This window comes from Anaerolineae bacterium (assembly GCA_016931895.1).
In the GTDB taxonomy this organism is placed as follows: Bacteria; Chloroflexota; Anaerolineae; order 4572-78; family J111; genus JAFGNV01.
Window position 1 is genome coordinate 81,788 of sequence record JAFGDY010000237.1, and the last position, 11,293, is coordinate 93,080.

Consider the following 11,293-nt stretch of genomic DNA (forward strand, 5'->3'; position numbering starts at 1 on the left):
TCAGTACAGTTTGACAAATATAAACAATTTTTTGACGCAATTGCACCTTCCTCCCTTCAAAGCGATTTTCTTTATCACTACTAACATTGTACCACTGATAAGGAGAAATAAAAACGCCTACAACGTCCAGGTTTAAAGTTGTAGGCGACTTCGGCGTTGACGTTTAAAAAGTTTTTCAAAGAGTCAATTCCGGCACCTCTACCCAGCAACGCTTCTGCCACGATTCCAGGCCCAATTCGGCCAATTGTACCCCTTTGGCGCCCTCCAACAGCCCCCAGCAGAACGGCGTATCCAACACCACGTGTTTGAGAAACATCTCCCACTGCACCTTAAAGGCATTGTCATACACCTGGTTGGAGGGCACCCGCTGCCAGGTTTCGTAAAAGTCAATCGGGTTATCAACGTCGGGGTTCCAGACGGGTTTGGGGGTAAAAGAATCATGCTGCACCACACAATCCCGCAGGCCGGCCACGGCGCTGCCTTTGGTACCGTCAACCTGCAAGGTGAGCAAATCATCCCGCCGCACTCTGACCGTCCAGGACGAATTGAAGTGGCAGATGATGCCGTTGGCCAGTTCAAACGTGCCATAGGCCGCGTCATCGGCGGTGCAGGTATATTCGGTGCCGTTTTCGTCAACGCGCTTGTCAAGGTGAATCGCGCCCAACGCCGACAGCGCCTTGATCAGGCCAAACAGGTTGTCAATTACGTAACGCCAGTGGCAAAACATATCAATGATGATGCCGCCGCCGTCTTCTTTGCGATAGTTCCAGGAGGGACGCTGCGCGGGTTGGTGATAGCCGTCAAACACCCAGTAGCCAAATTCACCGCGCACAGATAGGATTTGGCCGAAAAAACCGGTATCAATAAGATATTTCAATTTGAGCAGGCCGGGCAAAAAAAGTTTATCCTGCACCACCCCATTTTTGAGTCCGGCTGCTTTCGCTTCGCTGGCAATCGCCAGGGCGTCGGCCAGGGTGGTGGCCGTGGGCTTTTCACAATAGATGGCTTTTTTGGCGGCAATGGCCTTACGCACCGCCTCAACGCGCAGGGTAGTGAGTTGGGAGTCGAAATAGATTTGATTGTAAGAATCGGCCAGGCAGGCGTTCAGGTCGGTGGAATAACGGGTCAGGCCATGTTCTGCCGCCAACTTGGCCAGTTTGTTTTTATTGCGGCCTACCAGAATAGGATCAGGCATGATGACTTCACCCGGCTTGATTTGCACGCCTCCCTGCTGCCTGATCGCCAGAATAGAGCGAATGAGGTGCTGGTTGGTGCCCATCCGCCCGGTGACGCCGTTCATAATGATGCCGATTTTGTGTTCTTTCACAGTTTTACCTCCAAACATTCTCAAACATACTTCAAATACGCTTCCTTGATTTCTTGCAAAAACTCTGCCTGATTCATAGCCCAATATTTATGCGAAAAAATCTCCACCTCAATAAAACCGTCAAACCCGGCTGCTTCCACCCAATCCCGAATGGTGGGGATGGGGATGCAGCCTTCGCCCATCAAACCCCGGTCGTTCAACATATCTTCGGTCGGCGTTTTCCAATCGCATACATGAAAGGCCAGCAAGTTACCGGCCCGGCCGCAACGCCGGACTTCGTTTTCCAAATCCGGGTCCCACCACAAATGATACACATCTACCGCCACACCCAAGTACGGCGAGTTGAACTCCTCGGCCATCTCGTTGGCCTGGCGCAGCGTATTGATGGCCGAGCGCGAGTCGGCATACATAGGGTGAAGGGATTCAATGGCCAGTTTGACCCCACAGGCTTCGGCGTGGGGGAGGATGGCGGCAAGGCCGTCTTTGATTTGTTGGCGCGACTCGGCCAGGGATTGACCCGGCACCGCCCCACAGACCAATACAATCAAGGGGGCACCCAGGACAGCAGCGGCGTCAATGGCTTGTAGATTATCATCAATCGCGGCCCGGCGAGTTGTCTGATCCAGACCGGCGAAAAATCCACCACGGCACAGCGACACAACGGTCAATCCCGCCGCCCGGATTCGTTCGCCTACGGCCGCCGGATTGCGTCCTTCAAGCGCCTGCCGCCAAACGGTGATGCCTTTAACGCCAATAGCGCTATATTGCTCAATCGCTTCTTCAACGGGCCAGGGTTGGGTAGTGATGGTGTGGATGCAAAGTTTGGAGGTATCCTGAATTAAATGAGGCATGGCGATGCTCCCAATTCAAATCGCAAATTACAAATTGCTATTTATAATTTGTTTTCTCAGGCTTCTCTGGCCTCTTGAATCCAGGCCAATACCTGGCGGACATTCTGCTCGATGGCTGCATAATCTCCGGCAGCTACCAAATCTTTGCGGATAAGTTTGCTGCCGATGCCCAGGCAAGCGACACCGGCCGTAATCCAGGCTGCAATACCTTCTTTGGTCGTATCCACGCCGCCGGTGGGCATCAAGCGCGTCCAGGGCATTGGGCCGCGCACGGCTTTGACAAAGGCCGGGCCACCGACCTGCCCGCCGGGAAAAATTTTGACAATTTCAACGCCCAGTTCCTCGGCTTCCGAGATTTCACTGACGCTGCCACAGCCGGGGCTGTAGGCCACTTTGCGCCGATTGCACAAGCGGGCCACTTCTGGATTGAGCAACGGGCCGACCACAAAGTTGGCCCCACTGCCAATGTACATTCCCGCCGTGGGCGCATCCACCACCGAACCTACCCCCAGAATCAGATCGGGATGGGTTTGTTCCGCCCACTCGATGAGTTGGGTGAAGATATGCCAGGCCCGGTCGCCCCGGTTGGTGAATTCCAAAATTTTGGCCCCGCCGGTTACGCAGGCTGCGGCAATTTTTTTGGCAACCTCCAGGTTGCTATGGTAAAACACCGGCACCAAGCCGGTGTCAATCATGGTGTTGAGTACGGTCAGACGATCAAATTTAGCCATTGTTCACCTCATTGTTTGTTTTGTATAATGTGTATCGTTTTGTAGGTTCCTCAGAGTCAGGCCATCCGGGCCATATCTTCTTTAGTCAGCGCCCACTGCAACGGCTCGCCATTGAGGTAACGTTTCAACTCCTCAACCATAACCTGCCCCATCCGGCGACACTCTTGATCCATCGCCCCGGCAATGTGGGGCGTCAACACCACGTTGGGCAGGGTGTAGAGGAGCGAGTCCGGGGCGGGCGGTTCGGGGTAGGTCACATCCAACACCGCTGTTAAATCCGGGCGCTGCCGCAAAACCTGGATCATTTCTTGTTCCCGCACAATCGCGCCCCGGGCGGTATTAATAAAGGCGGCAGCAGGTTTCATTGAAGCCAGGTGCTCGCCCGTAATCATCCCCTCGGTTTCCGGCAGCCATGGAGTATGCAAAGAAACCACATCGGCGCGGCGAAAAATTTCGGGCAAAGCGCAAAGTTCCACCTTTAATTCAGCCGCCTCTGCCGCCGTCACAAAGGGATCGTAGGCTATCACGTTTATGTCAAAATTCTGTAGCAGTTTGATCACCTGCCGGCCAACCTGGCCCAAAGAAATAAGGCCAACCGTACTGCCAAACGCGCCCGCCACCGGCAATCGCGGCGGAAAAGTGCCTTGCTCTCTGACCAATTGCGCATGCGGCCAGACCCGCTTGAGACACAACAAAATCTGGGCCAGGGTGTATTCTGCCGTGGGCACCGCATTGGCCGCATAGGCGCTGGTCACAATGATGCCGCGCCGCCAGGAGGCATTGGTCACAAAATAACGGATAGACCCAGCCCCATAAAAAACGGCCTTCAAGTTGGACGCAGACGCCAGGAACTTCTCATCCATCACGGCCATCCCCCAACCAGAAAGAATCACCTCAACCTCATTCAGGATAGACGGATTCTTCTTGACCGACTCGCTGGTTTGCGGCGGAACAGAGATGTCAACCAGGGCATGGATGGCTTTGAGTTCGTCAGGCCCGTAGATCTTTTGGTAGGCATCGGCGCGGAGCAGGAATATGCCTTTGCGCATTGGGCAACCTTTCGGCAGTGATAAATTCTGGGCCTGGCTAACGACTCACCCGCCCCGAAGCATCGCCTTGCATCAACTTCTCCACCTCGGCCACGGTGACCATGTTGAAATCGCCAAAGATAGAATGTTTCAAGCAAGAAGCGGAAACGGCAAAATCAAGCGCCCGCTGCGGGTCAGCCGGATAGGTACGTAGCCCGTAAATCAGGCCGCCCATAAATGAGTCGCCGCCGCCAACGCGGTCTACAATGTGGGTGATGTCAAACTTCGGGCCAAGGTAAAAGTCGCCCCGGTTCCACAACACGCCCGACCAAGTATTGTGGCTGGCCGAGACGGAGCCGCGCAAGGTGATGGCAATGGTTTTTAGGCCGGAAAACCGTTTGGCCAACCCGTCGCACACAACGCGATACTGATCGGCCTCCACCTGGCCGCTGGTTACATCAGTTTCAGGGGCCTTGATGCCAAACACTTTATCGGCGTCTTCTTCATTGCCGATGGCTACGTCGCAATAACTCACCAACTCCGGCATTACTTCACCGGCAGTTTTGCCCCATTGCCACAGCTTTTTACGGTAGTTCAGATCGCACGATATGGTAAGGCCCATCGCTTTGGCCGTCTGCGCCGCTTCCAGGCACACCGCCGCCGTGCCCGCCGAAATGGCCGGGGTAATGCCGGTCCAATGAAACCAATCGGCGTCGGCAAATACGGTTTGCCAGTCAATCATGCCCGTTTCGATGGTTGCCATAGCGGAATTGGCCCGGTCGTATACCACTTTGCTGCCGCGCTGCACCGCGCCCATCTCCAAAAAGTAAATGCCCAGCCGTTCGCCGCCGCGCACAATGTGCTGCGTGCCGATGCCATACTGCCGCAGAAAACTCAGACAGGCCTCGCCAATATCGTTGGTCGGCAGCCGGGTGACAAACTCCACCGGCAACCCATAATTGGCCAGCGAGGCGGCCACATTGGCCTCACCGCCGCCGTATATCACATCAAAACTCCGCGCCTGGGAAAAACGCTGAAATCCCGGCGGCGACAGCCGTAACATAACTTCACCAAAAGTAACTATTTTTTTCATTGTGTTTGCCTCCTATAGTCTGTGTAAGTGAAAACCGCCATCCACGTTAATCACCTCGCCCGTGGAAAACGGCAAATAACCCTCGGCAATGGCTACCACGGCCCGGCCAATATCATCCGGCCGGCCCCAGCGACGGATGGGGGTCAGACCCCCGCCAATCAAATCATCGTATTTTTCTTTAACGCCGCTGGTCATATCGGTTTCAATAATGCCGGGTCGAATCTCGTAAACATTAATGCCAAATTCGGCCAAGCGGTCCGCAAAAAGCGCCGTGAGCATGGATATTCCGGCTTTGGAGAGACAATACTCGCCCCGGTTGGGGCTGCTGGTGTAGGCGCTGATGGAGCTGATATTGACAATTTTGGGTTGGTCAATGATGCCGGCTTGAAGCTGGTCAATCATCAATTGGGCAATCTGTTGGGTCAAAAAAAATGGGCCTTTGAGATTGACCGTCATCACTTCATCATAACTGGTTTCACTGGTTTCCAAAATGTCCAGTCGTTGGCGAGGAGCCATCCCGGCATTGTTGACCAGCAAATCAAGCCGAGCAAACGCTTGCACAACCTCATTGACTAAGCGCTGGCGCTCAGTAGTTTCAGCAATGTTGGCCTGGACGGCCACCCCTCGGCCCCCGGTCTGTTCTATTAACCGGACTGTTTCTGTCGCAGCCTGGGCATTTCCCCGATAATTGACCACCACCGTCCAACCTCTCTCAGCCAGAGCTACCGCAATCCCTCGCCCAATACCTCGACCGGCGCCAGTCACTAACGCTACCTGATTATTCATAACCCAATACCTTACTCACGGCTTCCAGGAAGAAGTATTCGCCCCACATCACGCTTTCGTCCACACCCAGACTTTTGCGCTGGTGGTACATGCCGTGTTTGAGAATGCCTTCCCAGCCCGGGGTGTCAACCGCCAAAAATTCTGGGGAGGTCAGGGTGTCCACAATTCTCAGAGCATATTCCTGGTAAAAACGAGCCCGCAGGGGGTCGCCCGTAATTTTGGCCAGGTTGAAGAGGCCGCTGGCGACAATGGCCGCAGCAGAACTTTCGTAGGGCCAGGTGGGGTCGGGTTCTTCCCAATCGTTGGGGGGAACGCCATGGGCGGGGGTGCGCTCGATGTAGAAATTGGCGCAGGTTTCGGCGGTGCGCAAAAAACGCGCGTCTTGGGTGTAGGTGTAAACCGCGCCAAAACCATACAAGGCCCAGGCCAAACCCCGCGCCCAGGACGAGTCATCTCGCCAACCCTGGTGAGTGCTCTGGCGCAAAAACTCGCCGGTTTCCAGGTCAAAAATCCCTTCGTGAGAGGCGCTGCCGTCGCCCCGCACCAGATAGCGGCGAGTGGTCAGGCTATGCTGGTTGGCCACCCGCCACAAATTCTCATCGCCGGTTTGCCGGGCCGCGTAGTAAATGATGGGCACGTTCATCATAATGTCAATGAACAAACTATCATCGGCCACAAAGGAACGTAGATATTGTCCCCTCTCCTTGAACCGCAGGGCCAACGTTTGCCCGGCCTCAATGACTACCTGCCCCATGGCTTTATCGCCGGTCAGATCAAACCAACGCTTCCAGGTGGATAAAAAGAGGAAACCCAGGTCGTGCACATTACGATCAGTTTTACGATGTTCGATAAGGCGAGAGTAGTGTTCGGCTTTTTCGCGCCAATAGGCATCCTGAGTATATTGATAGAGCAACCACAACTGGCCGCCCAAAAAGCCCTCGCACCAGTTGGTCCAGGCTTCGCCTTCGTGTTTCCATTTGCCGTTGATGGTATACATAGGGAAAAAATCGGGATAGGTTTCAATTAAGTGGCGCAATTGTTTGGCCGCAAAGTCCATTGTTATTTGACACTTTTTGACCAGGGTGGTGTTGTTTGTCACCAGTATCTCCTCGGAAAATGTGAATTATCAATCATTATTGCCGGAGAGCCGTTTAATCGCTGTCTCCTTGGCTTGCTGTTTCGTTAATTGGCATTATTTTGATTTTGCAGTAATTGCTGATAAGTTTCTCTGGCCTGACGATTGTGCTTGACCGCCAGCGCAGCCAATTCCTCAACATCACGACGCTCCAAAAGGGCGATCATCTGCTGATGCTCAGCTTGAGACTGCGGCATCCGCGCCGAAACAATCGGTTTCAAATAACAATGCCGCAGGCGATTCCAGCTATCCCACACCCTGCCCGTGAATTCGATGAGCATCTTCATCTGCGTAATTTGCGCCACAGCCCGGTGAAACTCCATATTCAAGTCCGACCACCGGCTAACATCGTCTGCCTGAAAAGCGACCTCCATTGCCTCAACAAGCTGCCGCAAATGAACAATATCATCCAAATCAGCTTTATCTACCAGCACCCTGAAGGCCATTGCTTCCAGAACTTCAAGCAGCATGAATATTTCTCTGATCAAATCAGGGGATATTTTTGAAACCACTGCGCCGGTGTGGGGCGTAATTTCAACCAGTCCTTCGGCCTGAAGTCGCTGTAAAGCGGCCCGGACCGGGATGGGGCTAACGCCCAACTCGGCGCTGAGGTTATCTATGACCAGTTTTTCGCCGGGCTTCAACTCACAACCCATGATCGCGGCGCGTAAGGTGTTATAGACATATTCTTCTTTGGTGAGATAGGATTTGAGCAATGTTTGCGTGTTCATTACTATCGTTATCATATATCATATATGATATACGATACGCACAATACTACATTTCAAAATGATTGTCAAATTGAAGAAATGAATTTGGCCCTATTTCATTAAAGCTGATAATCCTCTTGACTCCTATCCGACAACACCTTATACTACATTTGTCAATTGTTAAAACGGGTATGTGGACTGGCAAACATTTCCTACAAGGCGGCTTGAATGAAACACAAAGATCAAATCGTCTCTCCTTCTTCCACTTCCTCGTCTGAAAATGAGGATAGCCTCTCCTTACGCCAAAAATTACTGCCCCCCTGGCTTCGTGCCATTCTCTGGTCAATCTGGGGAGCGCTGACCGCTTTGACCATTATTGGCATGATGATCATGGTTTTACTCTGGGCTGCCGGAGGTTGCCAGCCAATTTCCACTTTTTCCCTTGCTGCTGGCAGTTCAACCCTTACCCCCACCCCCATTCCCACGGCTACATCTACCCCCTTGCCCCCCCCCATCGGACCCAATATGGGCACGGCCAGTACTGCGGCAACCGCCACAGCCAACGCCGTTGCAACCGCTACAAAGCAGGCTCAAGCAACCGCCAACGCTATGACAACAACGACAGCCAATGCCGCCGCAACCATTACAAACGAGGCCCAGACAACAGCCAACACCGCCATAGCCGCTACAAACCAAGCTCAAGCAACCGCCACAGCCAATGCCGCCATCATGGCTACAGCCAATGCCGTCGCCACGGCCATAGTCAAGGCCAACGCAACCGCCACAGCCAATGCCGGGGCTACGGCAATAGCCAACGCTGCTATAGTCGAGGCTCAGGCAACAGCGACAGCCAATGCCGCCATCATGGCTACAACCAACGCCGCTGCCACTGTCATAGCCGAGGCTCAGGCAATCGCTACAGCCAATGCCGTTGCCACGGCCATAGTCAAGGCCAACACAACGGCGACAGCCAACGCCGCCATCATGGCTACAACCAACGCCGCTGCAACTGCTACGGCCAATGCTCTTACCACGGCGATAGCCAGGGCCAACGCAACCGCCACAGCCAATGCCGCCGCAACTAACGCCGCCGGAACCACATCCCGCACCCCTCCCTCTATCCCAAGCTCACCCACGGCCACTCCTACTCTAAACGTCATCTTCATCCGGACCACCCCGGCCACTCCCACGCCCACCCGCCGCCTGGGGCCGCCTACGCTAACTCCCACCTCAATCCTGACCACCACCCCCACCAGCACGCCGGTACCGCCGGTGGTTACTTTTATCACCCCCCCCCCTTCCGCTCCCAATCTACCCCGGGGGGTGTTGACCCTACACCACCCCTTATCTCTGGATTTGCCGACATACGGATTGACTGTTTTTGAATGGGAATGGGTCGGCGATCCGCTGGCACCCAGATTTGGTTTTGAAGTGAGCGTTTGGCAGCCCGGAGAATTCCGGGCAGGCGTTCATGATGCCGTGCGAGATAATCAAGAATGGGTAGATCTGGATAAAATTGGCGAAAACCGATACCGCCTGACCGTATCAAATATCCGTTATGCCACGGGAGTCTCAGGTCGGAATGGGATATACTTGTGGACCGTCGGCATTGTCCAGGTCAATCCCAACTATGTTGATTACGGCCTGGAAGCCAACCCTGCCCGGCTTCGCTATGAAGCTGGAAGCAATAACTGAACCGTTCCCAAATTCTCTAATCCGTCTGTTGGGAGGTTGATTTTGAATAAAACCTGGCTTGCTATCCCCCTGGTCAGCTTGACCCTGTTAGCGGCTTGTATGGCTAATTTTACAGAATTTTCCCCAGCCGGCGATGATACCCCATCCGCAGAAAGTAAAACAACAACCGGCCCCACATTGCCCGTGGCCCAAAGCCGCTATTTTTCCACCTCTGGCCAGTGCGCCATCTGCCACGTCAACATGGTAGACGAGGCCGGAAATGACGTTTCCAACGCCACTTATTGGCGCTCAACCATGATGGCCAACGCCTCGCGTGATCCCTACTGGCAGGCCACCGTGCGTCGAGAAATACTCAATACGCCCGCCTATCGCGCCGCCATTGAAGACAAATGCGCCACCTGCCATACCCCCATGGCTCGTTTCACCAAAACCGTAGCCGGTCAAGAGGGAAAAATATTGGACGAGGGTTTCCTTGACCCCCAAAACGAATTTTACGTTCTGGCGCAAGATGGCGTTTCGTGTACGGTATGCCATCAAATTCTTCAGGAAGGTTTGGGCCAGGCCCATAGCTTTAGTGGTAGCTTTGTGATAGATGCTGAAAAACCGCCGGGTGAACGAGACCTTTTTGGCCCATATCCCATCGGAAAAGCCCAGGCCGATGTTATGAAAGGCGGCTCAGGCTTTGCGCCCAAACAAAGCCTGCATATCCGGCAAGCCGAACTATGCGCCACTTGCCACACCCTATACACCCCTACTATTGACGAGTCAGGCCAGATTGTGGGTGAATTCCCAGAACAAACCCCCTACCTGGAATGGCGGCACAGTGATTACGCCGAAACCACCAGTTGTCAGGGCTGCCACATGCCCCACGCCCAGGGCGGCGTTCAACTCTCTATCACCGGCGGCAAACCGCGCAGCCCCTTCTCTAAACATACCTTTGTCGGCGGAAATGTGTACATGGGCGAAATCTTGAAAACATTTGGTAAAGACCTCCAGGTGACGGCCTCCAATGAACACTTTGACGCGACAATTGAGCGTACGCTTGACCAATTGCAGCAGCGCACGGCCACCGTCAAAATTATGCAGTTTCTCCAAGAAGGAACATCCCTGACCGTTCACGTAGCAATCAAGAATCTGGCCGGTCACAAATTTCCCACCGGCTACCCGGCTCGACGCGCGTGGTTACACCTGGTAGCGCAAGATGCCCAGGGGCAGATTATTTTTGAATCCGGGCAGGTCAACCCTGATGGCTCGGTCAACGGCAATAACAACGACGCCAACCCGGCCCGTTACGAACCCCACTATCATACTATTGAAACCCCGGAACAGGTCCAAATTTACGAAACAATTATGGTAAACCCAAACAATGAGTTGACCACAACCTTAATGCGAGGCACAGCCTACGTGAAAGATAACCGGCTGCTGCCGCTAGGCTTTGACCCAAATACCGCTGCTCCTGACTTTGCCGTCCAGGGCCAGGCGGCGGCCGATAGAGATTTTCTGGGTGGCGGAGATAACATCCAGTACGTCATCCAAGTCCAACCAATTCAAAGACCATTGACCATCACCGTGAAACTCCTATACCAATCCATCAGCTATCGCTGGGCCGAAAATCTGCGCCAGCACGAGGGGCCGGAGATTGCAGATTTTTATGCCTACTACCAGGCCGTGCCCAATCAACCCATCATCATCGCCAGCGACACATATTCAGAGGAAGATTAGCCCCTTGCCCCAGCATCCTGGCCAGACTTAAGGAATAAGTACTAAATCCGCCCATTTTGCCCCATTTTGTGCTATAATGTTAAAAAGATGTTCCGGCGCGGGACAGTTGTCATTTAACACCAATAATCCGATCCCTATCAGCGCTCAAGGCGTCTATCATGTTAAAAAACTGCTTCCTGCCAGAACATCGGAAGCCGTTTTTATTTTAGGGATAC

10 protein-coding genes are annotated in these 11,293 nt (G+C 53.8%); 2 read left to right on the forward strand and 8 right to left on the reverse strand.

Annotated features, from left to right (window positions below; translation table 11 throughout):
- Positions 1-175: 175 nt before the first annotated feature.
- From JW953_17990 to JW953_18025, 8 genes are all read right to left on the reverse strand, one after another.
- The gene (locus JW953_17990) at positions 176-1,327 is read right to left on the reverse strand and encodes a Gfo/Idh/MocA family oxidoreductase (GenBank protein MBN1994595.1); all 1,152 of its coding nucleotides are present in this window, start codon (positions 1,325-1,327) and stop codon (positions 176-178) included.
- A gap of 20 nt (positions 1,328-1,347) precedes the next feature.
- Complete coding sequence (locus JW953_17995) at positions 1,348-2,178, reverse strand: sugar phosphate isomerase/epimerase (GenBank protein ID MBN1994596.1); 831 nt, start codon at positions 2,176-2,178, stop codon at positions 1,348-1,350.
- 56 nt (positions 2,179-2,234) lie between these two features.
- Positions 2,235-2,909, reverse strand: coding sequence for a bifunctional 4-hydroxy-2-oxoglutarate aldolase/2-dehydro-3-deoxy-phosphogluconate aldolase (locus JW953_18000; protein ID MBN1994597.1), 675 nt, complete (start codon positions 2,907-2,909; stop codon positions 2,235-2,237).
- Positions 2,910-2,965: 56 nt separating this feature from the next.
- Positions 2,966-3,958 carry a hydroxyacid dehydrogenase gene (locus JW953_18005; GenBank protein ID MBN1994598.1) on the reverse strand — a complete coding sequence of 331 codons (993 nt, stop codon included), beginning with the start codon at positions 3,956-3,958 and terminating at the stop codon, positions 2,966-2,968.
- Between the two features lie 37 nt (positions 3,959-3,995).
- The gene (locus JW953_18010; protein MBN1994599.1) at positions 3,996-5,030 is read right to left on the reverse strand and encodes a sugar kinase; all 1,035 of its coding nucleotides are present in this window, start codon (positions 5,028-5,030) and stop codon (positions 3,996-3,998) included.
- A 12-nt stretch (positions 5,031-5,042) separates the two neighbouring features.
- Positions 5,043-5,816 (reverse strand): 3-ketoacyl-ACP reductase, encoded by a 774-nt coding sequence (locus JW953_18015; protein ID MBN1994600.1) that lies wholly within the window; start codon positions 5,814-5,816, stop codon positions 5,043-5,045.
- Complete coding sequence (locus tag JW953_18020; protein MBN1994601.1) at positions 5,809-6,873, reverse strand: glycoside hydrolase family 88 protein; 1,065 nt, start codon at positions 6,871-6,873, stop codon at positions 5,809-5,811. Before JW953_18020 ends, JW953_18015 begins: the two co-directional genes overlap by 8 nt.
- A 125-nt stretch (positions 6,874-6,998) precedes the next feature.
- Positions 6,999-7,682 carry a GntR family transcriptional regulator gene (locus tag JW953_18025; protein MBN1994602.1) on the reverse strand — a complete coding sequence of 228 codons (684 nt, stop codon included), beginning with the start codon at positions 7,680-7,682 and terminating at the stop codon, positions 6,999-7,001.
- A 207-nt stretch (positions 7,683-7,889) separates the two neighbouring features.
- Between JW953_18025 and JW953_18030 the strand changes: the two genes are divergently transcribed.
- Positions 7,890-9,356 carry a hypothetical protein gene (locus JW953_18030; protein MBN1994603.1) on the forward strand — a complete coding sequence of 489 codons (1,467 nt, stop codon included), beginning with the start codon at positions 7,890-7,892 and terminating at the stop codon, positions 9,354-9,356.
- Positions 9,357-9,398: 42 nt separating this feature from the next.
- A complete protein-coding gene (locus JW953_18035) occupies positions 9,399-11,078 on the forward strand; it encodes a hypothetical protein (GenBank protein ID MBN1994604.1) in 1,680 nt (559 codons plus the stop codon).
- The last annotated feature ends 215 nt before the right edge of the window (positions 11,079-11,293 follow it).

What these genes read in the sequence shown, in the direction of transcription:
- JW953_17995 (MBN1994596.1), bottom strand. Translation starts at nt 2,178, where the DNA reads ATGCCTCATTTAATTCAGGATACCTCCAAACTTTGCATCCACACCATC.
- JW953_18000 (MBN1994597.1), bottom strand. Translation starts at nt 2,909, where the DNA reads ATGGCTAAATTTGATCGTCTGACCGTACTCAACACCATGATTGACACC.
- JW953_18005 (MBN1994598.1), bottom strand. Translation starts at nt 3,958, where the DNA reads ATGCGCAAAGGCATATTCCTGCTCCGCGCCGATGCCTACCAAAAGATC.
- JW953_18010 (MBN1994599.1), bottom strand. Translation starts at nt 5,030, where the DNA reads ATGAAAAAAATAGTTACTTTTGGTGAAGTTATGTTACGGCTGTCGCCG.
- JW953_18015 (MBN1994600.1), bottom strand. Translation starts at nt 5,816, where the DNA reads ATGAATAATCAGGTAGCGTTAGTGACTGGCGCCGGTCGAGGTATTGGG.
- JW953_18020 (MBN1994601.1), bottom strand. Translation starts at nt 6,873, where the DNA reads ATGGACTTTGCGGCCAAACAATTGCGCCACTTAATTGAAACCTATCCC.
- JW953_18025 (MBN1994602.1), bottom strand. Translation starts at nt 7,682, where the DNA reads ATGAACACGCAAACATTGCTCAAATCCTATCTCACCAAAGAAGAATAT.
- JW953_18030 (MBN1994603.1), top strand. Translation starts at nt 7,890, where the DNA reads ATGAAACACAAAGATCAAATCGTCTCTCCTTCTTCCACTTCCTCGTCT.